A 26,543-nucleotide genomic window follows, 5' to 3' on the forward strand; every position below is an offset into this window, starting at 1 on the left:
GGCTGCGCGCCGTAATCCCTTCGGGATAAAGAGCGGACACCGCGACAAAGGCTATTTCGTACCCTGGGCTGCGCGCCGTAATCCCTTCGGGATAAAGAGGTCCGGAACCTATTCAAATTTACTCAGTGATTGAAGACAAACTCTTTCGAGTTCAGCACACTCCACATGACGTCTTCGATCGCAACCTTTTTGTCGGCGGCGGTGTTGACGTAGTTCTCGACGTAGGCCTGTTCGTCGGTCGTCGGCGTCCGCGAGTAGGCGGCTAGCCAGATGTCCTCGGCCATTTGAGCCGGGGTCAGTTGCGAACTTGCGAGCTTTTCGAGACGTCCGCCCGACGCGTTCAGCGCGTTGGTCATCGTGTCGCCGTTAATGAGGTGCAGCACTTGCGCGAGCGTGGGCTCGGCGCGGCGCTCGCACGTACACACGGTCGAGCGCGCGGGCCGGCCGAACAATCCGAGGAAGTAATTGCCGCTGTTGCCGTCCGCGACCTGGACGGCGTTTGCGCCGAGCGGCAGGACGGGGAACTTCACTTTGCTCTCGGTAACTTTGGCGATTGCGTCGAGCAACTGTTCCGCTCCGAGGCGGCGAACATTCTGATACGCAAAGTTGCGCTTGTCGGTGACAGTTTCGTTCCGCGGCTGCGTGGACATCTGGTACGTGTACGAATTGCAGATGTCGCGGACGAGCGCGCGCAGATCGTATTTCACTTCAACCAATCGTTTCGCGAGGGCGTCCTCGAGTTCGGGATGCGTGGGGGGGTTGGTGACGCGGACGTCGTCCGGCGGATCGGTGATGCCGCGGCCGAAGAATTGCGCCCACACGCGATTGCCGATGGTTTTTGCGAACCACGGATTGTCGGGGGCGGTGAGCCAATCGGCGAGAACGGTGCGGCGGTCTTTGCCGGTGCAATCCGGCGTGTCGCCGCCGAGGAACTTGGGCGCCATGGCGCGGTTGTCTTTGATGTGGTTGACTTCGCCGCCGCGCCGGTCGAACACGATGCGTTCGCGCGGGTCGCTCGAGCCTTTTTGCCCCACCTGCGCGAAGAACGCGGAGAACGAGTAGTAATCGTCCATGGTCCAGCGTTCGAAGGGGTGGTTGTGGCACTGCGCGCATTTGAGCTGAATGCCCATGAATACCTGGGCGACGTTTTCCGCCATTTGCAGCGGGTTCGGCTCGGCGACGTAGAAGTTGACGGCGGGTTCGGTGAAGTTGCCGCCCTGCGCGGTGAGGAGTTCACGGACGAGCTGGTCGATGGGTTTGTTGGTCGTGATGGCGTTGCGCAGCCAGTCGTTGTAGCGGTTGAGCGCCTTGCGGTCGACCTGGTTGGGCACTGTCTGCACGCGGAGCAGGTCGGCCCATTTCATGGCCCAGAGTTCGTTGAACTCGGGGCGTTCGAGCAGGGTGTCGATCAGTTTCGCGCGCTTGTCCGCCGCAGTGTCGGCGAGGAAGGAGCGCGTCTCGTCCGCGGTGGGCAGGATGCCGAGAACGTCCATATACGCGCGCCGGACAAAGGTGGCGTCGTCGCAGGACGCCGCGGGAAGCACGCGGAGTTTCTTGAGCTTGTCGAAGATGAAGTCATCGACGTAGTTGACGGGCTTGGCGTCTTCCGGCCACGCCATCGTAAGGCCCTGTGGGATTACGATGACTTTCGACACGACGGCGAAACTGCCGTAGCGCGCCATGATATAGCCCTCGCCGGGATCGGCGGCAGTGGTTTTTGCAGTGGGCACGTCGAGCGGACAGGTCAAGTCGTCGCTCGAACTGAGGATCGCGAGGTTTGTGACGTCGCGATCGGAACCGTCCGAGTACAACCCGCGCACGACGAATCGCTGCTGCGCGCCCGCGCCTTCGAGCACGGCGGACCTGGGAAGGATTTCGACGCCGGTCAGCGATGGCGGCGGCGCGGGGTCGTTCTTCGCGCCTTCGGAAATCCACTTGTGGAGCGTGTCGTACAGCGGCGTGTTCTTTTCGAAGCGCGAGCCGCCGTCGTGCACGACGTCGCCCGTGGCCTTTTGCAGCAACAGACTCTCGGCGGGACTGCCGGCGTTCATGCGGCGCGCGCGGTTGTCGCGCGTGAGGTTGATGTAATCGAGGCCGGGGTCGAAGCCGAACAGCGATACACGGAACCCGTTCTTGCCCGAAGCGCTGCCGTGGCAGGACCCGGCGTTGCAGCCGGCCTTCATGAGTACGGGCTCGACGTCGTTCTTAAAGCTCTCTTCCGGATTGAGTGCTGCGTTAGTCACTTTCACGGGCACGGCGGCGGACTTGTCGCCGTGCGTGACGGTTGCGACCGCTTCGCCATCGCCAACCGCGATGAACGCGCCGTTCTCGAACTTCGCAACGCCTTCCTTGTCGAAGGTTACGGCGATATCGGGCGTGCGATCGAGTGTCACGCCGTCTTCGCGCGATTCGACGGCGATCAGGCGTTGGACGTCGGTTTGGTTTTCGAGCGAAATCGCCGACGGGTATACAGCGAACGGATCGGCGTATGCCGATGCCGCGCAAGTCGCGATCGCAACGAGCGAACTGAAGTAATTCAGATATCTCACGGCTACATCTCCGGTCTTTCCGCTATCGTACAAATCGAGTTTACCCTGCCGCCGCGACGGGGAACCGCGTCTTTCTTTCCGGTTCGTCGGGCTTCTTTTCTTCCGGTTTCGGGGCCTCCGGCGCGGGCGCGGCGGCGGGAGGCAACGGCGCAAAGACCTGCAGTTGTCCGCCGCCCCATTGGTGCAGGACGTCCTCGCCTTCGGCCTGGATAACCGCGCGCACGAACAGATTTCCGAACTTGCCGACGGGCGCATCCGCGGCGATTTCGATGGGGAACACCAGTTCTTTGGTGTCCTTCGAGAATTGCTGCGGTCCCGTCGTGCATCCTTTCGGCAGGCCGAGCAACTCCGCATTGAAGTTGCCGGCATATTCGTGTTGCTGATTTACGGTGACTTTCAACTGTGCGGGTTTGCCTTGTTCGGACTCGGCCGTGGCGACGTCGAAGGTGACCCAGGGCGCGGCGATAGTGATGGGGGTGAGGGGGGTGCTGACGGTGTACCCCGAACTCGTGCCGATGACGGCGATGCGGAATGTGCCCGCGCCGGCGTTTCCGTTCGCGTTCATGAAGATGGCCGCTTCGGTGCCGCCTTCGGGGATGTCTGCCGTACCCGCTCCAAGGCCGCCGGGCATCCACAACGTGCGCAAATTGATGGGTGCGGTGAAGCCTTCGCTTCGTTTGGCGACGACTTTCAGGTTCATCGTACCGTTCTGCACGATGGGAACCTTGGGTTGGACGATTTCGATCGAGAACGGCGCGGCTTCGCCGACGGCGGTCGCGAGTTTCTCGACGCGGCGCGTCTGGAAGACCACGAGGTTGTCGCCATAGATGAGGACGACGTCCTGTTTGAGACCGCCGGTGACGTTCGCGCCTTCCTGTTCGAGCTTGCCGTTCAGCGTGACCATCGATCCGGCGACCGGCGCGTCAGGCGCCGCGGAGAAGACGACGGGGACCTGAGTCTGTCCCGCGGCGATCGGATCGAAGTCCGCGGTGACGCCCTGGGGCAGCCCGTCAAACGCGAGACTGAGCGGGCCGTCGAATTCCGCGCGCGCGATGTTGAGCAGCATGAAATTGCGGTTGCCGGCGTGGACGGCCATGTTCGCCGGTTCGTAGTTGCCGACGCCGAGGAACGTGCTGAAGCTGAGCGAAGGCGAAACCGGCGCGATTTCGATTCGGTACGCGAAGGTCGGCCCGCCGCGCGAGAGGTGGTCGTTTACGTAGACAACGTGGGTGCCGGTCTCCGCGAGCGTCACGCGCATGTAGGAATCGGGGCCGATTGCGTCGTCGTTGCTCGCCAGCGCGCTTCCCGACGGATTGAGTAAAACGGCGACGCTGTCGAGCGGCGAACCCATTTCGCGGGCATAGACGCGCACGTCGAAGACCTGGCCGGCGGTACCTTCAAATTTGAAGAAGTCGATGTCGCCGTCTTGATTGATAACGCCGTCGAAGGCGACGGGCGCGGCGGCGGGCGCGGGCGTTGCGGTTGCGGCGTCGTTGTTGGGTTCGACTTCGAGCGTCGTTGGCAATGGGCTTGCGCGGAAGGGGACCGGGGTGGGAGACACGCCTGAATCGTTCGAGGCAAAGACGACCGTCGGCATCACGGAATCGGCGGGAGCGGCGACGGGTTGCGCCGTCAGGGTGGGATCGCCGAGCCACGAGACATTCACTTCCGATCCCGGCGCGCCGCCCATGGGCGTCACAGCGAGCGGACGCGGAAACTTGCCGACGTGCAGGCGGTAGTAGAACCCGCCGCCGCCGCCGAACGCGGCTTCGCTCACGGCGATGACGTAGCGGCCTGCTTCCTTCACTTCGTGGACGAATGCGGCATCCTGCTTCATCATCGGCGTATCGTCTTCCGCGATGATCTCGCGGCCCGCGGTGTCGAACAAACGCAGCTTGGGATCGAAGAGCGGACCACCAAGACGAATGGCCTCGATTTCCGCGGACAGTTTGTCGCCCGCGTTGAGATCGAACGCGAAGTAGTCGGCGTCCTCGTTGGTGACCTGGCCGTTAATCGTGGTGCCGAGAGGGAACACGACCGGGTTTTTTTGATCGTTGTTCGCGGCCTCGTTTTCGTCGACCTCGGTGAGCGCGCCGACGCTGAAGAGTTTGAGGTTGGTGAGGCCCGACTTGGTGCGCACGCGGAGCGCGTGGGTGCCGAGCGGGCAGTCCGGCGCGATGTTGAGCTTGAACCGCGCTTTGCCCGCTTCGGCCGAGACCATCTCGGCAACGGTGATGCCGGGATCGTGAAACATGACGTCGCAGGCGTCGGCGAGGTTGCCGCCGTGGAAATCGACTTCGACGGTGCCACCGCGGGCTGCGCCGCGCGGCAGTATATCGCCCAGGCTTGGAGCTACCGCCGATGCGGCGGAGGAAAATAGGACGATGCTGAAGGCCACGCCCAAGGCGGCCCGGGTTCCACTACGCATTGCGGCTTACCTCTACGCAACGATCGGCGCGATGACATTGCCGTCACGCACCAGATCGATGGGACGGTTGCCGTCGCTCATCAGTTTCTTGTGAATATCGATGCCGAGCTGGTTGAAGACCGTCGCGGAAATGTCGGCCGGTCCGACCGGGTCTTTCGACGGCTCGGAGCCGTAGGCGTCGGTCGCGCCGTGAATCGTGCCGCCTTTAAGGCCGCCGCCCGCCATGACCACGCTGAAGGCCTTGGGCCAGTGGTCGCGGCCCGCGTCCTTGTTGATGCGGACCGTACGTCCGAATTCGGTCGAGAGCACGACGAGCGTCTTTTCGAGCAGACCGCGCGACGCCAGGTCGGAGATGAGGGCTGCGACGCCTTGGTCCATCTGCGCGCCGGTGTTCTGCATCCCCGATTTTACGTTGACGTGCATGTCGTAGCCGCCGTCCACGACGGAGACAAAGCGCGCGCCCGCTTCGACGAGGCGGCGCGCCAACAGAAGGCGCTGGCCCATCGCGGTGCGGCCGTACGCGTCCTTCATCGCGTCCGGTTCGGCGGCGACATTGAAGGCTTCGCGCGCGTTCTGCGAACTGATGAGGGCGTAGGCGCGCTGGTAGTAGCTGTCCATCGCTTCGAGCACGTCCGTTTTTTCCATCGAGCGGAAGTGGCTGTCAACTGCGTTGAGCAGGCCCTTGCGGCCTTCCATGCGTTCGGGCGACACGCCGCCGGCGAGATTGAGATCGCGCACCTGGAATCCCTGGTTCACCGGCTCGCCCCCCACGGCGAACGCGCCGTATGCGGAACTGAGGTAGCCGGTACCCATGAACAAGGTGTTCGCGTCGGGGACCGCAACGTAGGCCGGCAGATCGTTGCGTGGACCGAACTCGTGCGAAACGACCGCGCCCATGCTCGGGTACACGATCGCGGGGCTTGGCTTAAAGCCGGTCATCATGTTGTGCGTGCCGCGTTCGTGGGCCGCTTCGCCGTGCGTCATTGAGCGGATTACGGCGAGCTTGTCGGCCTGCTGCGCGAGACGGGACATTGCGGCGCCGAACACGTCGCCGGTATTGGTATTGGCGAAGCCGAGTTCGCCGCGGTATTCGATCGGCGAGTAGGGCTTGGGGTCAAAGGTGTCGACGTGGCTCATGCCGCCGGCGAGGTAGATGAAGATACACGACTCTGCTTTCGCGGTGCTCTCGGCCTGCGCGTCCTGCAACCGGAAGTAGTCGCCTAAGGTGAGCCCGAGGCCGGAGATGAACCCCACTTTGAGAAAGTCCCGCCGGGAGCTCGAGAGCATTCTGTGGTAGCCTTGGCATCCAACTGAATCGCAACGTTCCATTGGTACAGCAACCTCCGTGGTAATTCCCCACCGCGGCCGGGACCGAATCCGGCTCTCGGGAAACTATTTCATCGTACGAGGGTATCCAATCGTCTTGCCGGTACTGCCACCTTCTCGCGAGTAGCGGCCTTTGCCGGACCGGATACACCTTCCCCTTGTAGCACTGGCCCATAGTATACCCGAACCGAGGCCCAAAGTTGCATGGAATATCAGGTATACGTCCGGAGTGAAATGTAAGGGTTTTGTGAGGGTTTTTGGGTGGATCTTGCGGGGAGCCGGGGTAGCCGCCGGTTCGGGGGCGGGGAATATTCCCGGAGGTTGGCGGTTGGCGGGTCGTTCTTGGATGCAAGCCAAATGGCTGATTCCGATTACGAGTCGTTGCCGGGCGGTGATTTAGGCGGACGGATGTCGGTACAGGTGTCAATATTGGTTGTGAGACGGACGTATGAGAACCAAGAATGGACGGTGCGCGGCTTGTGGCCGCAGCCGAAGAGTTTTGTCAATCAATTTCAGATTTGAAATTTCAGAATTTGAGTAAGCAACTCGTTGACGCAATAGAGCTTACGCGAGATGCGCAGGATTTTCTAGATATCTTCGGCAGAATCGGTATAACCCGCATTTCTCCCCGCCCCACGACATCGCAGTGGATGTAAAATCCCTTCGGTGCGGTGAGAAATGCTCACGAGTAAACCCTTGAGCGCATGGCGGGAGGATTCTTCACGCGAACACCCTGTAAAGGCGGGAACCTATGGAACTTCGTGTGACGCAATGGATTGTACACGTCTTTGCTGTTCGCGTGAAGAATCCGGGCCAACGGTTTGGACGGCCCAGAAGGGATGGGGCATGATTGGTCTATTTCGAAAACGGGGCAGTCATGATCGCGAAGCCGACGGCGTGGGTATGAGGGTGGCCTCGTTGCTCGTACGTCGAGGAAATGAACGGGTGGACAGCCGCCTGGGGGCGGGATGGAACGTTGGGGAGCGGGGCCTTGCGTAAGCGCAAATTGCGAAATGTCGTAGCCGACATGTCCGGTAGGTTTCGGTGCAAATCGAGTGTGCGATTACGATTACGAGCACGATCCTCCTTCACCGGATCGGCTTCGGAGGACAAATTGCGAGCACGAGCACGAAAACGCGGCTACGTTATATCTCGATTTGCTTTAGATTGACATTACGCGAGGGTGTACCTATACTTGGGCGGGGCGAAGTCCTTGGCTTCGCTTCGCGATGTCCTCGTGACAGGGGAATTGGCCGGATGCGTGCAGCTTACCGCGGCAGCGGTTTTCTTAGCGTTGGGAAGTGTTGGCGGAGCAAGGGTTTTCCCTTTCCAAAGTCATAACTGACAGCTAGTTACGTTTATTCGCCGCTGGGCCTCCTCCCTCTGGTCCGTCTCGGGGACGAACCGGGTCTAGAAGTTATCCCTGTTTTGGGACGGAGGTTTTTCCATGCTCGATCCAACGATGATGATCGTCGTTTGGATTGGGGCCGGCATACTCGTTGGCGTTATTGCGACTACGGTTGGCGCCAAGGTCATGGGCAGGAATTTGATGGGAACGGCGCGCCGCCAGGCGGCCCAAACCATCTCGGATGCAGAACGAGAAGCGGCCTCGATCCTCAAGGAATCCAACACCACACTGAAGGAACAGCGCATCCAGCTTCGCGAGGAGGCGGAGCGAGAGGCGCGGGAACTGCGCAAGGAGTTGGTGGCGGTAGAGAAGCGGATATTGGCGAAAGAGGAGACTGTTGACAAGCGCGCGGAACAGTTGGAGAAGAAGGCGGCAGAACTGGGCCAGAAGGACCGGGAACTTGCGCAGCGCGACGCATCGCTTGCGAAGAGGAACGAACGGCTCGAAGCGCTCATCGCCGACCAGACGCAGAAACTGGAAGTCATATCCGGTCTGAGCGCCGACGACGCGCGCAAGGAACTGTTCCACCAACTCGAAACCGAGGTACGGCGCGACACCGCGCTGCGGCTCAAGCGCGTTGAGGAGGAGTTGGTCGAAAACGCCGACAAGAAGGCGAAGTGGATCATCGGGCAGGCGATCCAGCGGTGCGCGGCAGACCATGTGACGGAATCGACGGTGTCGATGGTCCCGCTGCCGAGCGACGAAATGAAGGGCCGGATTATCGGACGCGAGGGGCGCAACATCCGCGCGCTGGAATCGGCGACGGGTATCAACGTCATTATCGACGACACGCCGGAGGCGGTGATTTTGTCGGGGTTCGATCCGGTGCGCCGCGAAGTTGCGCGGATTTCGCTCGAACGGCTCATCGCGGACGGGCGAATCCATCCCGCGCGGATCGAGGAAGTGGTCGAGAAAGTCAAAGAAGAGCTTGCGCAGACGATCAAGGAGATGGGCGAGCAGGCGTGCCTCGAAGTGGACGTGCACGGACTGCACCCGGAACTGATCAAGTTGCTGGGCCGGCTTGGGTACCGCACGTCGTACGGTCAGAACGTGTTGAAGCACTCGATGGAAGTGGCGCACCTTGCGGCGATCATGGCGGCGGAACTTGGCATCAACATTGCGGAGTGCAAGCGCGCGGCGTTGATTCACGATATCGGCAAGGCGGTGAGCCACGAGATGGAAGGTTCGCACGCGGTCATTGGGCACGACTTCTGCAAGAAGTTCGGGGAGAACGAGTTCATTGCGAACGCGGTCGGCGCGCACCACAACGAGATGGAGCAGAAGACCGTGATGGCGCTGGTGGTGCAGGCGGCGGACGCGTTGAGCGCGGCACGCCCCGGGGCGCGGCGCGAGACGGTCGAGACGTATATCAAGCGGCTCGAACAACTCGAGAAGATTGCGAACGAATTTCCCGGCGTCGATCGGTCGTACGCGTTGCAGGCGGGCCGGGAGGTGCGCATTGCGGTGTTGCCGGAGAAGATCAGCGACGCGGAGGCCTTGCAGCTCGCACGCGACGTTGCGCGCAAGGTTGAAGCGGAGATGACGTATCCGGGTCAGATTCGGGTGACCGTGGTCCGGGAGACGCGCGCCACCGAAATGGCGAAGTAGGCGCCGCGCGCGGATGCGGATTCTGTTCATCGGCGACGTGGTCGCGGGCAGCGGCCGCGAGTGTGTGAGGGCCTTGTTGCCCGCGTTGCGCGAAGAGCAGCGGATTGATTTGGCGGTTGCGAACGGGGAAAATGCCGCGGGCGGTCTGGGGGCGACGCCGCAGGTTATTCGCGAACTGGTGAATTCCGGGGTCCAGGCGGTCACGATGGGCAACCATACGTGGCGCAAGAAGGAACTGCTGCCGGAAATCGATGCGTTACCGTTGGTTGTGCGGCCGGCGAATTATCCCGCCGGCGTTCCGGGGCGCGGCAGTGTTGTTGTGGAACTGCCGGACGGACGCAGGGCGGGCATTGTGAGTTTGCTTGGCCGCGTATACATGGAGCCCTTCGACTGCCCGTTTGCGACGGGAAAGCGGGTGTGCGACGAATTGCGCGCGCAGACGCCGGTGGTGCTCGTCGATTTTCACGCGGAGGCGACGGCGGAGAAAGCCGCGATGGCGTGGCACCTTGACGGGGCGTGCACGGCGATTGTGGGCACGCACACGCACGTGCAGACCGCGGACGAACGCATCATGCCGAAGGGCACGGCGTTCATTACGGACGTTGGAATGACGGGGCCGCAGGATTCGGTTATCGGTCTTGACGCCGCGGAGAGTATTCGCAAGTTTACGACGGGTCTGCCGGGGAAGCATACGGTGGCGGAGGGGCGGCCCGCGCTGTGCGGCGTGATTATCGATGCGGACGATGCGAGCGGCAAGGCGAATACGATCGAGCGGGTGTATAGAGAGAACGGATAGCCATGCAACCTTGCGTGTCAGATTGGATTGAATACGGAGACTGACGGTTACGCGGACGCAAAGGACTAAAGGGACCCGAGGGACGCAGCGCGGCGTAGCGGTAACCAATGAGTTCGGTCAATCAATTTCAAATTTGAGATTTCAAAGAACTAACGCACTTAAGCCAATGAGCTTACGCGAGAAGTGCAAAATATCTTGGATATCTTTGGCAGAATCGATCTAACGAGGGCGTGTGCACTCGCGAGGTATTTCAAGGGTAGTTGGCATTCTTTCCGGGGCGCCGGGAGACCGCGAAGTGGCAAAGCAACGCTTTTCCTTCCTTCGTCACGCGAAGCGGGTGACTTCGTCGGAGAAGTCACGGGCGCGTTACGAAGTGGAAACTCCGTAGCGAGTGAAGCGATTGCGATTACGAGCACGATTACGAGCACGAGCACGATGATTCGGGCCGACTCGTTGAGACAGGGTTGGTTGATATAGATGTACTTCAAACAGCTTGAGCTGATTGGTTTCAAATCGTTCGCGGACCGGACGGTCGTGCGGCTCGAACCGGGTGTCACCGCGATTGTCGGTCCGAACGGTTGCGGCAAGAGCAACATACTGGATTCGCTGCGGTGGGTGTTGGGCGAACAGCGCGCAAAAGAGTTGCGCGGTTCGCACATGCAGGACGTGGTGTTCAACGGCAGCGAGAACCGGCATCCCGCGGGCATGGCGGAAGTGTCGGTGACGTTCGACAATTCCGATTCGGCGCTCCCCGTCGATTTTTCCGAGGTGCAGATTACGCGGCGCGTGTATCGCTCGGGCGAAAGCGAGTACTTCATCAACAAGGCCGCGTGCCGACTCAAGGACATCCACGAGATGTTCATGGACACGGGTATCGGCACGCAGGCGTATTCGATGGTGAGCCAGGGCAAGATGGACATGATTCTGTCGTCGAAGCCCGAAGACCGCCGCTATCTGTTCGAGGAAGCCGCGGGAATCATCAAATACAAGACGCGCAAGAAACTGGCGATCCGGCGTCTCGAATCGGCGGAACAAAATTTGTTGCGACTCGGCGACATCGTGAACGAGGTCGAACGCCAGATGCGTTCGCTCAAACGGCAAGTGAATGCGGCGATACGGTACCGGGAGTTGAGCGAGCAGTTGCGCGAGATCGAAATTCGCGCGGCGTGGCTCGAGTTCGTGCGGCTGACGGCGGAGATCGAGTCGTTGCGCGCTCAGTTTGCGGACGCGCGGGACCAGTACGAGGGCGTTTCGGCGCGGATTTCCACGTTGGAAGCGCGGCACGAGGAACTTGCGCTGCAGCGGCTCGAGGTCGAGCGTGTGCGCCTTGCGCGGCAGCAGGGTGTGTACGAGATCGAGTCCGAGATGGAGAAGATCGAGCGGCAGATCGCGTTGCACCGCCAGCAAATCGAATACGCGAAGAGCCGTTGCGACGAAGCGAGCACGGACCGGGACGAGCTTCTGGCGCGCGCGGCGTCGCTCGCGGCGCAGACGGCGCAGACAGACGAACGCGCCGTCGTCGCGCGCGCGGAGATCGACGCGTGCACAACGGCCATCGCGGACAAGAACGCCGCTCATGCGGCGGCGTCGGAACATGTAGCGGAGGCGGACGCGCGGCTCGAACAAATCCGCGCGCAGGTGACGGAGCGTGTCACGGACCGCGCGCGCACCCAGTCGGCGTTGGAGACGTTGGCGGAAAGCATCGCGAGTGTTGACGGACTGCTCGAGGCGTTGTACGAGAACCAGGACCGGCTGACGAAACGCCGCGAGGAACTGCTTTCCGTGCTCGAAACGGCGCGGCGTTCCGAATCGGAAAAGCTGGCGTCGTACGCGGAGCAGGATTCGCGGCGCGAACAGGCGGCCGCAACGCGGGCGGCGCACCAAAAGAGTTTGCAGGAAGTCGACGAGCGTTGGCGCGCGATGCGCGAGGAGAAGAGCAGCGTCGATGCGCGTTTGCGGTCGTTGCGCGAATTGCGCGACACGTACGAGGGGTTTGCGTTTGGCGTGCGCGCGGTAATGAAGGCGCGCGACGCGGGCGAGCTGGACGGCATCGTCGGTCCCATCGGCGATTTGCTTTCGTCGGACAAGGAATACGAGCGCGCGATCGAGGCGGCGCTTGGGGGCAACATCAACAACGTCGTCGCGGAAAACGCGGACAACGCGAAGCAGGCGATTGAATTTCTGAAGCGAAATACGGCGGGGCGGGTGACGTTCCTTCCGCTCGATACGATGCGCGGGGGCATGCGCGACGACAGCGATGCGCTCGAAGGCCAGCCGGGCGTAGTGGGCCCGGCGATTCGGTTCGTGCGCTATGAACCGCGCCTGCGGAGCGCCGTCGAATACCTTTTGCACAGCACGGTGATCGTCGAGACGCTGGATGATGCAATCCGTATTACACGTGGCCGGGCACACCACCCGCGCCTCGTGACGCTGGACGGCGAAGTCGTGTCGTCCGCGGGCGCGGTTACCGGCGGCCGGACGAAGCACGAGAGCCGCGGCCTGCTCGGGCGCAGCGCGGAAATCGCCGAACTCGAGGAACGCGCGCGTGCGATGGAACAGGACCTTGGCGGGCTTGTCGATCAGCGCAACGGCATCAACCAAGCGATTGCGGCGGCCTCGACCGAGATTGCGCAACTCGAATCGAACCTCAATACGTTGCGCAAGGAGATCAACGATCTCGGCGTCGATATCGCGCGGCAGAGCACGGAACTCGATAACGTGGTGGACGCCGCGCACGGCCTTGATCGCCAACGCGACGAACTGAGCTCGCGGCGCAACCAGTTCGAGGACCAGCGCAAGGAAGCGATGCAGCGCGCGGACACGATTCAAAGCGGCGACGAGGCGTTGCAGATTGAAATGTCGGACGCGCAGGAGGCGGCGTCAGCGGCGCGGGAAGCGTTGTCCGTGTTGGCGAGCGAGTTGGCGGACTTGCGCGTGCAGCAGGCGGCGTTGGCGCAGCGGCTCGAGGAAATCGAGCGCGATCGGCAGCGCGAGTCGCGCGACCGCGATCAGGCGCTTGCCGCGGCGGAGCAACGCGATCAGTTGATCGAGCAGTTGACGAAAGAACAGACGACGGTCGAAGCGGAGATCGCGCAGCAAATCGAGCGATCGAAGTCGCTTTCGGAATCGCGCGAGGAAGCGAGCAAGAAGGCCGTCGAAGCGCAGAACCAGTTGCAGACGTTGCTGGACGAAACCGAAGCGCTCGACAAGGAACTCAAGGAACAGCGCGAAATCGCGCGCGCGGCGCAGGCGGACGTCCACCGCATCGAGATGGGATTGCGGCACGACGAAGACCGCGTGGGCTTTTTCCAGGAGCGGATCGCGAGCGAGTACGCGGTGTCGCTCGCCGCGCTCGAAGCGGAGCAGGTCGGCACGGACGATTACGACGAAGAAACGCGCACGCAGATGGTCGCGGACATCCGCGGCAGGCTGCAGAAGATGGGCGATGTGAACCTCACGGCGATCGAGGAATACGAGGAGCTCGAGAAGCGGCACGCCTTTCTGCAAACGCAGATGCGCGATCTGAACCAGGCGCGGGAAGCGTTGCTGGGTGTCATCGAGCGCAGCGACAAGCGCATCCGCGAGATGTTCATGGACACGTTCAACCGGATTGGCGAGAATTTCGGCCACTATTTCCGGCGCTTGTTCAACGGCGGTCAGGCGCGCGTGTACCTGATCGACGAGGACGATCCGCTCGAAAGCGGCATCGAGATCGAAGCGCGGCCGCCGGGCAAGAAGCCGACGTCGATATCGTTGTTGTCAGGCGGCGAAAGCGCGATGACTGCCGTCGCGCTGCTGTTCAGTATTTTCAAGGCCAAACCGAGCCCGTTTTGCGTGCTGGACGAGGTGGACGCGCCGCTCGATGACGCGAACATCGGCCGCTTTCTGGGTTTGCTTGAAGAGTTCGTCGATCAGAGCCAGTTCGTGGTCATCACGCACAACAAGCAGACGATGGCGAAGGCGGACGCGCTCTACGGCGTCACGCAGCAGGAACGCGGCGTTTCACAACTGGTGAGCGTGAAGTTCGACGGGAAGTAGCATCGCGAAGCGGCATACGTTGAGACTTTCCTGGAAACGCCCATTGGTCGTTTGGTGTTGCGAACTCCTGAGGAATCGTAGAGAATTGAACGACAGCAGGAGTCTGGAAGATGGCCGAGCGCATATCGATCGATCCGAATATATGTCATGGAGAGGCGTGCGTGAAAGGTACGAGAATTCCGGTGCACCTCATTCTGCGTATGTTGGCGAACGGCGATACCGAAGCGGAACTCCTTACGGAGTATCCCTCCCTCACGCACGAAGACATTCTGGCCTGTCTGGATTACGGAGCGTCGTTGGCGGAGGAACAGATCACTCCGCTTGACGCACTGTCCGCGGGCGCATGAAACTGATCGTTGACGAGCACATTCCATTGATGACCGTTCGGGCGCTACGTGATTTGGGACACGACGTGCTGGACATTCGTGGAACCGAGCGGGAAGGACTGCCCGACACCGCTCTGTGGGCTCTCGCCCAAGGCGAGACACGTACACTGATTACGACGGACAAAGGGTTTTCGCAATACAGACAGTCCGCGCATTATGGAGTTCTAATTGTGAGGCTTCGGCGGCCGAACAGGCACAATATTCACTCGCGCATCATGCAGGCCATTAGCCAGTTCGGCGAAACGGAGTGGCCCAACCTGCTCGTCACGATGCGTGACGTGGCGCAGAGCGTTACCCGGAGCCGGGCAAGTTCCTGAATCAACCAGGTATGCGAGGTGATCCACCGTGAGTAACATGATGGACCGTCTGCATGAAATCCGGGCGGCGCCCGCTGAAGCAACCAGAGACTTGCGCCCGGAAGACTACGACCGTCCATTTCCTCGAAATGGCGTCCACTGCGACGCGGAAATGCCGCAATCAGAACCCGGCGAAGGACCACCGTTGTATTGCGTTGTTGGCATCATTTCGGGCGAAGGCCGGAACACAAACGCGAGAGTCGTTAGCCCTCTTTGCCCAACCTGCGGCAAGACGACGATTTTCGAGTACTGATCTGCGCGGGTGCATCCCTCGCGCTGCCCAAGTTAGAATGAACGTCCTCCACCTTTTCAGCAACGCGAAGTTTACCGGGCCGGCGGAATTGGCGTTGAACCTTTGCGTCACGCTGCGGTCGCTTGGGGTGGGGGTAGACTTGGCGTTTCCGGCGTTGCCGACGGGGCGCGCGCACACGTTGCTTGATACGGCGCGGGCGCGGGGCATCGAACCCATCCTCGATTTACGCTTGAGCAAGCACGAGAATCCGGTAGTGAATTGGCTGGATGCGCGGGCGCTGGCGCGGTTTCTGGATAGGTCGCCGTACGACCTGATTCATTGCCATTTGGATAACGACCATCGTATCGCCCTGGCCGCGACCCGCGTTCGCGGTATCCCCGTGGTCCGGAGCAGTTACGAGGGTCTGGGACTGTCCAAGCCCCGGCGCCACCGGCCGCTACTCCGCCGGACGGCGCGGTTGTTCCAGCCGTCGCAGCGGGCGCTTCGGCACGACCATGAAACCTACGGGTATCCCCTGGGGTCTATGCAAGTAGTTTCAGGGGCTATAGATGTGGCGCGATTCGACCCTGCCCGTGAAGTACCCGATGGCCGGGGCAAGCTTGGAATTCCGGCGGGGGCGTTTGTTATCGGCATCGTGGCGCGTATGCAGACACATAGACGATACGAGGACTTCTTCAGCGCGATGCGGCTGCTGACCGACGCGGGCGTTGATGCGCATGCTATAGTAGTGGGTCGCGGCACGAACCAGGAGTCCGTGGGGAAGGTCCCCGCGCGCCGCATTGGGCTGGGCGATCGGGTCCATTTTCCGGGTTACGTCAGCGGGGACGACTACGTTGGCGTGCTGGGCGCATTCGACACCAAGGTTTTTCTCGTTCCCGGAAGCGACGGAACATGCCGCGCAGTGCGCGAGGCCATGGCGATGGGAAAGCCCGCGGTCGTTTCCGAGCGCGGGATGCTTCCCGAGATCGTAGCGGACGGTGTGGACGGATTCGTTTGCGACGGGTCGCCGGAGGCGCTGTACCGGGCGTTGAGCGCGCTGGCTACAGACAGGCCGCGCCGCGAGCGCATGAGCCGCGCCGCGCGGAACAAGGCGGTTTCGACGTTTTCGCTCGAGGCGCAGGCGCGCGCAGTGTTGACGGGCTATGAGGCCGTTCTCGAGGAACGGCGGGCGTAATGTAAGGCGAATCGACGTGTTCCTTCAGATCAAAGAGGTGCTCTTCCGAATTCTGACCAAGCTGTTCCTGCCGAGCCTTGCGCGGAACATGGAGCAGGAAGGGACGTTCCAGATGTTCGAGGGGGGGAGCGCGATTACCGACGAGAACGAGTACTTCCGCATCTACGACAACGGCGCGGACGTGACCATCTTCGTGTTTTCGGGAATGGACGTGCTCTTCGCGGGAGAACCGCGGTTCGAGTTTCGCAAGCAACTCGAGGGCATCGGGCACCCGACGAACTTTGTGTTCATTCGCGAGTTGCGGCGGACGGCATACCACAATTCGCCCAGCGGCGAATCGGACGGCCTCGAGTACTACACGCGCAAGGTGGACGAACTGAAGCGGCAGTTGGGCGCGCGCGTGAACATCGCGATGGGCGCGTCGGGCGGCGGCAGCGCGGCGTTTTACTTTGGCACGCGGTGCGGTTTCGATCACGTGATCGGGTTTAGCCCGGCGTTTCCCGAAACGGTATGGACGGGGCTGGGAAACCAACTGCGCGCAATTGCGGACTTAGGGCTGTTGTTCACGCGACCGCTCGATTACTTCGAGGTCATTCTTGTAGCGCTGGCCGCGAATGTCATCAAACATACGCTGAACCGAACGATTCCGCCGGACCGCATGTGGGACGTGTACCCGCGTTATCGCGACGCGAACCCGCGGCCGACGGGCACGATCATTTACGGGGAGCGCTGCCGACCCGACGCGGCGCAGGCGGAAATCTGCAAGACGATAGCGGGAGTGCATCTGATGCCGCTCGCGACGGGCCGCCACAATGGCCCGGGATTCCTGAAGGAACGCGGCGAACTTGCGGACACGCTTACGAGCGAGATTCGAACGGTGCTGCGGCGTTTGGACGTGCCGCTGGCGCCGGCCCCTTCACTTCAGGACCGGCCCGTCGATTTGCAGTCTAGCCCGGTCCCCGTGACGGAGTGAGGGCGTTGGACGCATTCGACCAATCTAACCTGACGCGGACGCAACTCGCGCTTTGGCTTGGGCAGAAGCTGCACCCCGACACACCGTTATACCATTCCTCGATGGGGCTTATTATCCCCAAGCGGATTGACCCGGCCGCGTTTACCGCGGCGTTCAAGAAGCTCGTGGAATGCAGCGACGCCTTGCGGACCGTCGTCACGCTCGAACATGGCGTGCCGCAGCAGCACGCGCTTGAAGCGATCGCGTTCGATGTCGACTATGTCGATTTCTCGTCCGAGGCGGATCCGCACGCGGCGTATTGCGCGTGGTCAGACGAGCGCTGCCACCGCCCGTTCGACTTTCAGACGCGTCTGTTCGACTGCGCGCTGGCAAAGCTCGCCGACGACCAGTACGTGTGGTACACCTGCCAGCACCACATTATCTGCGACATGTTCTCGTTTCTCATTGCGATTCAGTACATGTCGGCGCTCTACGAGAAGGCGCTCGAAGGGACGCTGGACGAGGTCGAGCCGTTTCCGGCGTTCGCCGCGTACATCGAGGAGGAACTTGCGAACCGCGGCGCGCTGGGCGATGCGCAACAGCGCGCGTACTGGGAAGCGCGGCTAGCGCGCGAGCCCGATCCGATCTCGTTCTACGGCAAGCCGGTGCCGCGGCTGGTGGGCGCGAACTATCGCGAGAACGTGGATCTTGGCGAGAAACTGTCGCGGCAGATACGCGAGTTGGCTTGCGAGCTAACGGCGACGACGAAATCGGGCCACGCCGCGCAGTTCAATATTTTTGCGGCGATTTTGTTCGCGTACCTCAATCGAATTTGCTCGGTGAACCGCCCGTCACTGGGGATGCCGTTCCACAACCGGCGCGACGACGTCCGCAAGCAGACCGTCGGCGTGTTCATGAGCGTATTGCCGCTGAGCGTTGACATCGATGATGGCGATACCCTGATGTCGCTGCTCGACAAGATTGGCGCCGAGGCGGCGTCCAACCTTCGCAACAGCCCGTATTTCATCCACAACTTGATGCACACGCAGGCGCACGACGTGTTGGTGAACGGATTGTTCGCTCCATTTCCGGAGTTTGCAGGCGTCACGTGCGACATGCATTGGCCGCTGTTCCGCAACGTGCTCGATCCGATCGTGCTGAATTTCTACGAGAACCCGGCCACCGGCAATTTCGGGAACGTGTTCATCTTCAATTCGGCGATTTTTAACGCGGAGATGCGCCAGCTACTTATCCACGATTACGACCGGGTGGCGCATGCGTTGCTGGACAATCCGAACACGGCGATTCGCGACATCGATTTGCTGTCGGATGCCGACAAACGGCGATTGCTGGTCGAGTGGAGCGGATCGGATGCGCCGTTCCCCGAGAAGCAAACGATCCATCAACTGTTCGAGGCGCAGGTGGAGCGCACACCGGATGCGGCCGCCGTGGCCTTCGAGGGGCGCACGCTTTCGTATCGCGAGCTGAATGCGCGCGCAAATCAACTTGCCCGCCATCTGAAGGAACTCGGGGTCGAGAAAGAGGTCCTGGTGGGCCTGTGTGTCGAACGGTCGCCGGAAATGGTGATCGGTCTGCTCGGCATTTTGAAAGCTGGCGGCGCGTACGTGCCGCTCGATCCCGCGTATCCATCGGACCGGATCGCGTTCATGCTCGAGGATTCGGGCGTGCACTTCCTCGTCACGAATGAGCGGTTACGCGCGACGCTGCCGACGAACGGCGCGAAGGTCGTATGTCTGGACAGCGATTCGGAGACGATCGCCGGGCGCGGTTCGGAGAACCTCGTCAACGGCGTCGAGGCGGGCAACCTTGCGTATGTGATCTATACGTCCGGATCGACGGGCAAGCCTAAGGGGAGCATGCTCGAACACCGCGGCGTGTGCAATCTGATTTCGCACAAGGCGCGGGTGCTGCAAGTTGGCCCGGGCAGCCGCGTGCTCCAGTTCTGCTCGCTGAACTTCGACCCGTCGGTATGCGAAATATTCATGACCTTGTGCAGTGGCGGAACGCTGTATTTGGTGCCGCAGGAGAAGGTAAGGGCGCCGGACGAGATTGCGCGCATTCTAAAGCACGAACGGATCAACGCGGCGCTGATGACGCCGTCATTGCTTCGGTCGCTCCCCAACGAGGAACTTCCGGATTTGAAAGTGATCGAATCCGGCGGAGAGGTGTGTTCGGCATCGCTGGTGACGCGCTGGGGCAAGGGACGGAAGTTGTTCAACGCGTACGGTCCGACCGAGGCGACGGTGTGCGTGTCCGAGGCGTTGTGCGACGCGGGGACCAGCGAGGACCCGCCGATCGGAAAGCCAATACCGAATACGCGTCTGTATGTGTTGGACGATCAGATGCGACTGGTTCCGCCCGGCGTGCCCGGCGAGTTGTATATCGGCGGCGTGGGAGTGGGGCGCGGTTACCTGAACCGTCCGGATCTCACCGCGGAACGGTTTGTGAAGAACCCATTCAACGGGATCGGCGGCGATCGGTTGTACCGGTCCGGCGACCGTGTGCGGTACCGTGAAGATGGAAACATCGAATTCCTTGGCCGCGTCGATCAGCAGGTGAAAATCCGCGGGCATCGCGTCGAACTTGGCGAGATCGAATCGGTGCTTATTCAGTTTCCGGACGTTCGCGAGTGTGTGGTGGATGCGCGCGAGGACGCTTCGGGCGAAACGAAGCTTGTGGCGTATGTCGTGCCTCGGCGCACTGGACAGCTCTTCGACGGCGAACTCAAGGGGTTTCTCCGCATGCTGCTGCCGGAGTATATGCTGCCGGCCGCGTACGTGACGCTCGATACGCTTCCGCTGAACACGAACGGAAAGATCGATCGGCAGGCGCTTCCGAAGCCCGACCGCCAGGCGCACGCTCACACGGAAGCGGACTCGCCGCGCGATTCCATCGAACTCGAGTTGAAACTGATCTGGGAGCGCGTGCTCGAGGTTAGCCCCATCGGCGTTTCAGACCATTTTTTCGATGTTGGCGGCCATTCGTTGTCGGCAGTGCATCTCATGGACCAGATTCACCGGCACTTTGGCGTGCGGCTCTCGCCGGCCACCCTGTTCGACTCGCCGACGATCGAGTCGCAGGCCGGACTGATTCGCGACAGCAACAAGAGCGTTCCCGCGCCCATCGTCGTACCGTTGCACGGCGCGGGCACGAAGACGCCGTTTTACTGCATCCATCCCGCGCCGGGCACGGTGTTCTGTTACATGCCGATCGTCGCGCATTTGGACGAAGACCGGCCGTTTTACGGGATTCAAGCGCCGACCGTGGACGGCGTGGGGACGGTCATCACGTCGATACCGGAAGCGGCGCGCATGTACATCGCGGCGATTCGCGAGCAGCAGCCACATGGCCCATACATGTTGGGTGGCCATTCGTCGGGAGGGAACATTGCGTTCGAGATGGCGCAGCAGTTGCGGGCGCAGGGCGAAGAGGTCCGCCTGCTCGTGATGCTCGACAGCATGGCCCCCGTGCCGGGTGGCCGTTCGGAAGATTTGTACCGCATCATCGTGGACGTGACGAACGACACGATCTGGCTCGCGAGTATCGTTCTGCTGGTCGAGCATTTCTTCTCAGCCAACCTGGGCGTCACGTACAAGCAGCTTCGCGGGATGCCGATGGAGCGGCAACTCGAAACCGTGCTGGACGCGTTGAAGCGCATCAAGTTTGTGGCGCCGACGGCGGATACGGGCGCCATTCGGGGCATGGTCGAGAATTTCAAGCGCACGCTGCAATCGACCATGCAATACCGGCCGGACGTGTATGACGGGAAAATCGCGTTTCTGCGCACGAACGATTTGTTCACCGCGATGCCGGACGGAATCATGGTGGAATCGATACTGAAATACATCAAGGCGCTCGTCACGAATTGGCGCGTGTCGCTGCGCGTGCTTCCGCAGATTTTGCGCGACATGTTGACGACGCTGTTCCGCTCCGGCGCGCTGCGGAAATACTTTTCCGACGAGTCGCTCGGCTGGCGGCGCTACACAACCCAGCCGGTGTCGGTGCATCCGGTCCCCGGAAACCACATCACGATGCTGACCGAACCGAATGCGAAGGACGTTGCGAGGATACTTTCGGAGTGTCTCGACACCGCGGACTCGACGGCGGCGCGCTGATCGGGCTATTGTTCCATGCCGCCTGGGCCGAGCGGCGAGGCGGGTCGACGGGCTGTTATTGGGGAGAGCCATCGAAGCGGTGGGGGTCCCGGTGCGCGGAGCGCTTCCGACCGGCGCGACGTGTTACAGGCCAGCGTGGTTGACGAGCTGGCGCGTGATGAGGCGCACAAGACGCAGCGTGAGCCAACGGGGCGAAAGCCTCACGAGGAACGCGGCGAACTGCGTGAAGAACGGCGCCGCGATGGCGCGTTTACCCAAGGTATTCAGCGCAAGCGCGGCAATACTCTCCGGTGTCGACGAGTACTGCTGAATCCGGTCGCAGTCCTCCTTCGAGAACCCTTCGGTCCTGAAGAAGTCCGTCTTCATTCCCGCGGGGCACACTGTCAAGCAGTCGATCGGCGAGTTCCGCAGTTCGCCCCACAACGATTCGCCGAAGTGCAGCAGAAACGCTTTCGACCCGCAGTACACGGATTCGTAGGGGCAGGAGATAAACGCTTGCAGCGAGGACACGATGATGACCGCTCCGGCGTTGCGTTCGAACATTTGTGGGAGATACGCACGCGTGAGCAGAACGGGCGCAAGGCAGTTTAGTTTCACGAGCAGTTCGAGCTTCGCGGGGTCGCGGGTCTCAAAGTTTCCGCCGTGCGCCACGCCGGCGCAGTTTACGAGAATGCCGATGGGAATATCGGATGTGAATTCGACCAGCCGCGCTACTGCGCGGTCTGACGCGAGGTCGAGTTCCAGCGGCCGGCATGCGATGGCATGCTTTTCCGACAGTTCATGCGCCAACGCGGACAGCGCTTCCTCACCCAATCCGACGAGCACGCAATTCACGCCCGCCGCGGCGATCTGCCGTGCGAACTCGCGTCCCAATCCGGACGACGCGCCGGTGACGAGCGCCCAGCCGTTGTAGTGCTTCAGGTCTTTCATGGCATTTCTGGAGTGAACTTCGGAATGGCGAGAGTGTACAGGAAGCGGGGAGGGCGTGGCAGCGCGCGCTATGTGAGCGTGTGACCGGCCGGTTCGCCGCTGCGCGCAACCTCCTCGAGAATGCGCGCGGCGGTCGCTGCACCCGTGGCGCTCGCGACGGTGGACGAGAAGCGTTGGGACGCCTCGCGGTACTTGGGATTGGACATGACTTCGTTCAGCGCATCGACCAACCATTTGGACGACGTCTTGCGCGCCTGGCTGCACAGGCCCATGCCGCGGCGCTGGAGCATTTCCCCGGTGAGCTTTTGTTCGAGCTGGTTCCACAGCGCAATCATGGGCACGCCCGCTTCCAGCGCCTGGTACATGGTGCTGTTGCCGCCGTGGAAGATAATCGCTTTGCAGTGCTTCAGCACGGCGCGGCCGGGCGCGTATTCGGCGATGCGGAAATTGGGCGGCGCCATGGCGATGGTTTCCTGCGTGGCCTGGCCGCCGGTGGTGACGACAAACCGGTACGGCAGTTTTGCGAAGTCGGCGTACACGCGGCGCAAAAGCGGATCGAGCATGCCCGTTGTGCCGAGCGAGAAATAGATGTTGGTCTGGCCATCCTGCAGTTCGTCGAACCAGTCCGGCATGGGCACCGGCGGCTCGGAAAGAATTGGGCCGACCATCTTCCAGTTCCAATCTTTTGGATACTCGTAGAGTCCGTCGAGGTCGGGCGAGATCATGGGGATGGACTTGAACAATCGGACGGAGTCGATCGGTTTCTTGTTGTACTTGGCGTAGATGGGACGGCGAAAGCGTTCGAGATAGAGCTTGTCCCACACCTGAATTGCGGGATAGGTAATTGAGGGCCACGAGACGAACTTGCCCGCGTAGGAATTCGTAATTCCCGCGGCGGGAATGCCGCGCACGTAGGCCGCGTTGCTGGCGGCGATCGAGGCGTCCCCACAAATAATGTCGGGCTTCTCCTTGTCGATTGCGTCGATGTAGCCCTGGAATATTTTGTCCAGCGGTGTCCAATGGCCGAGGTTGAGCAGATCGAGCCCGACAAACAGGAAGCCCTTGGTCTCCAAGCGATTGAAGATGTACCCGTAGTCCTGTTCCTGGACGTGTACCCACGGGAAGCCGCTCTTGACGGCGACGTTGCTGCGCCAGCCGGGCCGTTCGGGGTCCTCGACTGCGAAGACAACCTGGTGTCCCCGGTCGCGCAACACTTTGCCTATCTCGACACACCGGCAGATGTGCGAGAGCATGTAGGACATGGGCGCAAACATGAACTTGAGGGGGCGGCCATTCGCCGGTAGATTGCTCAAGAGTTCCTCCACAGCCGGACAGATTGCAGCCCTAGTCTGAGTGTAGATATTGGACAAGGATAATGAAGCGTTGGTTTCACCGCGCCCTCGGGTCAGCTAGTTGGCAACCTTGATTGCCGCAAAGTACGCCGCCTCGTAGGACCATCCGTTGGCGCAGTTCTCGACGCGGACGTCGATGTCTTTGTTTGTATAGGGCATGAGGTCGAACGTGACGGTCGTCCATTCGCCCTTGGTGCCGACGATTTTTTCGATCTTCGGTTCGTTGTTGATAGAGACCTTCAACAGGTAGTCGCCCCGCCTGTCGGACGCCGTATCGATCATCAACTGCGGGCGTCCGCCGGCGGGAACATGGAACGAGGCGACGATTGCCGCGGGCTCCGATTCGCTGACAGGATGCAGCACGAGTACGTTGTCGCGGCCCAGGGCGCTCCCACGAACGCCGGGCTGCATGTCGCGGCCGCAGGAAAGCAAGGTCCAATTGGGGTCCCACCAGTTCAATTCCTGTTGTGCGACGGGTACGGCGAGCATTTCCTTCTGATCGGTCCATTGTTCTAGCGTGGCTGGGGGCTGCGGCGATTGCGCGGCGAACGAATACGCATCCGCGGACACGGTCCCGCCGGCGCGCCGGACGATATCTTCGGTGACGCGTTGGCACGCGGGTAAGAGCGTGTTGAACGAATAGCCGGTGTGCGAGAACTTCCTGTCGGCGATTGCCGCGATGCCGCCGGTGAACGATTCTTCGATCGCGTTGAACCCCTTCATGCAGCCGAGCACGCCCGCGGCGTTCGACGGATTGCAGTCGGCGTCTTGTCCGCAACGCGTGGCGATTTCGACGGTCTTGGCGAAATCGCCGTTGCCGTAGAGCAGGCCCATGACGATGTAGGCGCCGTTGAGTTTTGCGTCGATATTGAAGGGATCGCCGGGCGCGCAGTCGACGTCGTCTTGCCACTTTTTCTCGATCTTGTTCCATGCCGCGAGCCAGTCGTCGGGCGATTCCGCGTGCCATTCGATCACATCGGATATGCACTGGTGGTATAGCGACTCTTTCGGAATGCAGGCGAGTCCCGCTTCGACGACCTTGCGCACGTCGTTGTCTTCAAAGTAGGCCGCTGTGTACATGCCGGCGACGAACATGCCGCCGTAGAGGCCGTCGCCGTAGTTCATGATGCGGCCGAAGACATCGCAGAGGCGGTTCGATTCGCGCGGAAGGCCCGGGCAGAGAATTCCAAACAGGTCTGCTTCGATCTGGAAATCGATGTCGTCTGCGTGGCGGTTGTACATGGGATGACCGGACATTGGAGGCATGATGCCGTGACGGCAATTCTCGCGGCCGTAGTGGTTTGCGTGCCAGAGCGGATAGCCGGTGTTCGCGAAGGCTTTGCCCGCCTGCTCGTAGGTTACGCCGAGGCCATGATCTTCGATGGCCTTCAGAAACGTCAGCTCGACGTAGCAGTCGTCCTGATCGATGGCGCCAGCGATGCGATCGGACGTCCACTCTCGAAGCGGATCGGTAATCGGTTTTGCGTTCGAGCGGAATTCGTAGGGCGCGCCATAGCACACGCCGATCATCTGTCCCGCCCATGCGCCCTTGCATTTGTCGAGGTATTTCTCCTTTGACAAGGTCACGGTATCGGCGGACGCAATGAATATGCTTGCATAAATCGCGGCCACGACAAATCGGTACATGTGCGCCCTCCCTGAAGGCGATTAGTCGCCTTCCACGATCCACTCCGGCGTGAACGCGGCGTGTTTGATTGACTTGCCTGCGTCGTCCGAGTGCGTATACGACACGTGGATGCGGCCGTCCTTACCCTGGATGGCCGTGGGATACGCGTAGCTGCCTTTGCGGGGTTCGCTGCGATCCAGGTGGCGCGTCCATTTCCACGTCGCGCCTTCGTCATCGGACATTGTGACGGCCAGCGAGTGACGGCCGTTTTCCGTGTCGTTGTACACGAACGCCCAGCGGCCGTCCGCCAGGTTCAACGCGGCGACGCTTGCGCCGGGGTTTGGCAGTTCCGTATCGCGTGCCGCGGACCACGTCGCGCCGTCGTCGCCCGACGTTGCGAAGAGCACGCGATTTGGCGGGCCGCCACTATCGCGGCAGAATGCGACGAGTTGCCCGCTCTTTTTGCGGAAGATGGTGGGCTGGATCGGCGCGAACCCGATGATCGGCAAGCTCGGTTTCCACGTCTCGCCGAGATCGTCGGTGATGGCGATCAATCCGGCGTTGTAGCCATCCGAATACAGCGGCACCAGGATACGGCCCGATGGCAACGCGACCGGGACCGCGCGGGTCATCCAGCCGAGCTGGCGCTTGATGCGGTCCTTCGATGCGTCGACGAGCATTTTGGTGTATTGCGGCGCGTACTCCGCCCACATTGGTTCATCGGGGTTCAGCTCCTTGAAGCGATCCTCGGTGGCTTTCGCGAATTCGTCGCCGGGCTGCAACAGGATTACGTCCTGCCACGACCAATTGGGCGCACCTTTGCCGGTGTAGTCGTCGGCGCGCCGGTATTTCAAGAGGCATTGCTCCCACTTGTTCGCCTGCACCACGACCCAGAACAGCCAGAGCCGGTCCCTCGAGTCGATGAACAAGGTTGGGTTGCAGTCGGGATGGTCCGGCGTGTCCGCCATGGTGAAGACGGGACTCCACGATTTCGCGCCCTTCTTCAGGCGGGCGCCCTGGATTTTCACATCGTTCGCGCTGCGTTCGCCGGACCCGTAGAACCAGCATGCGATGAGGTCTCCGTTCTTGCATTCGACGACGGCGCTTCCGTGGCAGTGTTTCTCCTGCGGCGGGAAGATCAGTTCCGATTGCGCCCCGGCTGACGCCCCCGTAACGAATGCGATAGCAAACAATGTAGTCATGCGGAAAGTCTCCTTGCCATGT

15 protein-coding genes are annotated in these 26,543 nt (G+C 61.6%); 8 read left to right on the plus strand and 7 right to left on the minus strand.

What is annotated here, in order from left to right:
* Positions 1-122: 122 nt before the first annotated feature.
* From HUU46_19310 to HUU46_19320, 3 genes are read right to left on the minus strand one after another with little or no spacing between them, the layout of a single operon-like run.
* Positions 123-2,549: a DUF1549 domain-containing protein gene (locus HUU46_19310; GenBank protein ID NUM55795.1), complete on the minus strand. Its 2,427-nt coding sequence runs from the start codon at positions 2,547-2,549 to the stop codon at positions 123-125.
* 40 nt (positions 2,550-2,589) lie between these two features.
* On the minus strand, positions 2,590-4,977 hold the full coding sequence (locus tag HUU46_19315; GenBank protein NUM55796.1) for a PPC domain-containing protein: 2,388 nt from the start codon (positions 4,975-4,977) through the stop codon (positions 2,590-2,592).
* 12 nt (positions 4,978-4,989) lie between these two features.
* Positions 4,990-6,306, minus strand: coding sequence for a DUF1501 domain-containing protein (locus HUU46_19320; GenBank protein NUM55797.1), 1,317 nt, complete (start codon positions 6,304-6,306; stop codon positions 4,990-4,992).
* Positions 6,307-7,765: 1,459 nt separating this feature from the next.
* Here HUU46_19320 and rny point away from each other — a divergent pair.
* From rny to HUU46_19360, 8 genes are all read left to right on the plus strand, one after another.
* The gene (gene rny / locus HUU46_19325) at positions 7,766-9,319 is read left to right on the plus strand and encodes a ribonuclease Y (GenBank protein NUM55798.1); all 1,554 of its coding nucleotides are present in this window, start codon (positions 7,766-7,768) and stop codon (positions 9,317-9,319) included.
* 13 nt (positions 9,320-9,332) lie between these two features.
* On the plus strand, positions 9,333-10,115 hold the full coding sequence (locus HUU46_19330) for a TIGR00282 family metallophosphoesterase (GenBank protein ID NUM55799.1): 783 nt from the start codon (positions 9,333-9,335) through the stop codon (positions 10,113-10,115).
* A 477-nt stretch (positions 10,116-10,592) separates the two neighbouring features.
* Positions 10,593-14,153, plus strand: a complete 3,561-nt coding sequence (smc, locus tag HUU46_19335; protein NUM55800.1) for a chromosome segregation protein SMC — start codon at positions 10,593-10,595, stop codon at positions 14,151-14,153.
* Positions 14,154-14,263: 110 nt separating this feature from the next.
* Positions 14,264-14,500, plus strand: a complete 237-nt coding sequence (locus HUU46_19340; GenBank protein NUM55801.1) for a DUF433 domain-containing protein — start codon at positions 14,264-14,266, stop codon at positions 14,498-14,500.
* On the plus strand, positions 14,497-14,856 hold the full coding sequence (locus HUU46_19345) for a DUF5615 family PIN-like protein (protein ID NUM55802.1): 360 nt from the start codon (positions 14,497-14,499) through the stop codon (positions 14,854-14,856). Before HUU46_19340 ends, HUU46_19345 begins: the two co-directional genes overlap by 4 nt.
* A gap of 329 nt (positions 14,857-15,185) precedes the next feature.
* Positions 15,186-16,322: a glycosyltransferase family 4 protein gene (locus HUU46_19350; GenBank protein ID NUM55803.1), complete on the plus strand. Its 1,137-nt coding sequence runs from the start codon at positions 15,186-15,188 to the stop codon at positions 16,320-16,322.
* A 16-nt stretch (positions 16,323-16,338) separates the two neighbouring features.
* The gene (locus HUU46_19355) at positions 16,339-17,295 is read left to right on the plus strand and encodes a hypothetical protein (protein NUM55804.1); all 957 of its coding nucleotides are present in this window, start codon (positions 16,339-16,341) and stop codon (positions 17,293-17,295) included.
* A 5-nt stretch (positions 17,296-17,300) separates the two neighbouring features.
* Positions 17,301-21,410: an amino acid adenylation domain-containing protein gene (locus HUU46_19360; GenBank protein ID NUM55805.1), complete on the plus strand. Its 4,110-nt coding sequence runs from the start codon at positions 17,301-17,303 to the stop codon at positions 21,408-21,410.
* Between the two features lie 123 nt (positions 21,411-21,533).
* On the opposite strand, the gene HUU46_19365 is transcribed toward HUU46_19360, so the two are convergent.
* The 4 genes from HUU46_19365 to HUU46_19380 form a co-directional block, all read right to left on the minus strand.
* A complete protein-coding gene (locus tag HUU46_19365; protein ID NUM55806.1) occupies positions 21,534-22,340 on the minus strand; it encodes an SDR family NAD(P)-dependent oxidoreductase in 807 nt (268 codons plus the stop codon).
* Positions 22,341-22,408: 68 nt separating this feature from the next.
* A complete protein-coding gene (locus HUU46_19370) occupies positions 22,409-23,653 on the minus strand; it encodes a hypothetical protein (GenBank protein ID NUM55807.1) in 1,245 nt (414 codons plus the stop codon).
* A gap of 96 nt (positions 23,654-23,749) precedes the next feature.
* Positions 23,750-25,339, minus strand: coding sequence for an ADP-ribosylglycohydrolase family protein (locus HUU46_19375; protein NUM55808.1), 1,590 nt, complete (start codon positions 25,337-25,339; stop codon positions 23,750-23,752).
* A 21-nt stretch (positions 25,340-25,360) separates the two neighbouring features.
* Positions 25,361-26,521 (minus strand): exo-alpha-sialidase, encoded by a 1,161-nt coding sequence (locus HUU46_19380; protein ID NUM55809.1) that lies wholly within the window; start codon positions 26,519-26,521, stop codon positions 25,361-25,363.
* Positions 26,522-26,543: the final 22 nt, after the last annotated feature.

Source organism: Candidatus Hydrogenedentota bacterium, assembly GCA_013359265.1.
In the GTDB taxonomy this organism is placed as follows: domain Bacteria; phylum Hydrogenedentota; class Hydrogenedentia; order Hydrogenedentales; family SLHB01; genus JABWCD01.

What these genes read in the sequence shown, in the direction of transcription:
- HUU46_19315 (NUM55796.1), bottom strand. Translation starts at nt 4,977, where the DNA reads ATGCGTAGTGGAACCCGGGCCGCCTTGGGCGTGGCCTTCAGCATCGTC.
- HUU46_19320 (NUM55797.1), bottom strand. Translation starts at nt 6,306, where the DNA reads ATGGAACGTTGCGATTCAGTTGGATGCCAAGGCTACCACAGAATGCTC.
- rny (NUM55798.1), top strand. Translation starts at nt 7,766, where the DNA reads ATGATGATCGTCGTTTGGATTGGGGCCGGCATACTCGTTGGCGTTATT.
- HUU46_19330 (NUM55799.1), top strand. Translation starts at nt 9,333, where the DNA reads ATGCGGATTCTGTTCATCGGCGACGTGGTCGCGGGCAGCGGCCGCGAG.
- smc (NUM55800.1), top strand. Translation starts at nt 10,593, where the DNA reads ATGTACTTCAAACAGCTTGAGCTGATTGGTTTCAAATCGTTCGCGGAC.
- HUU46_19340 (NUM55801.1), top strand. Translation starts at nt 14,264, where the DNA reads ATGGCCGAGCGCATATCGATCGATCCGAATATATGTCATGGAGAGGCG.
- HUU46_19345 (NUM55802.1), top strand. Translation starts at nt 14,497, where the DNA reads ATGAAACTGATCGTTGACGAGCACATTCCATTGATGACCGTTCGGGCG.
- HUU46_19350 (NUM55803.1), top strand. Translation starts at nt 15,186, where the DNA reads ATGAACGTCCTCCACCTTTTCAGCAACGCGAAGTTTACCGGGCCGGCG.
- HUU46_19365 (NUM55806.1), bottom strand. Translation starts at nt 22,340, where the DNA reads ATGAAAGACCTGAAGCACTACAACGGCTGGGCGCTCGTCACCGGCGCG.
- HUU46_19375 (NUM55808.1), bottom strand. Translation starts at nt 25,339, where the DNA reads ATGTACCGATTTGTCGTGGCCGCGATTTATGCAAGCATATTCATTGCG.
- HUU46_19380 (NUM55809.1), bottom strand. Translation starts at nt 26,521, where the DNA reads ATGACTACATTGTTTGCTATCGCATTCGTTACGGGGGCGTCAGCCGGG.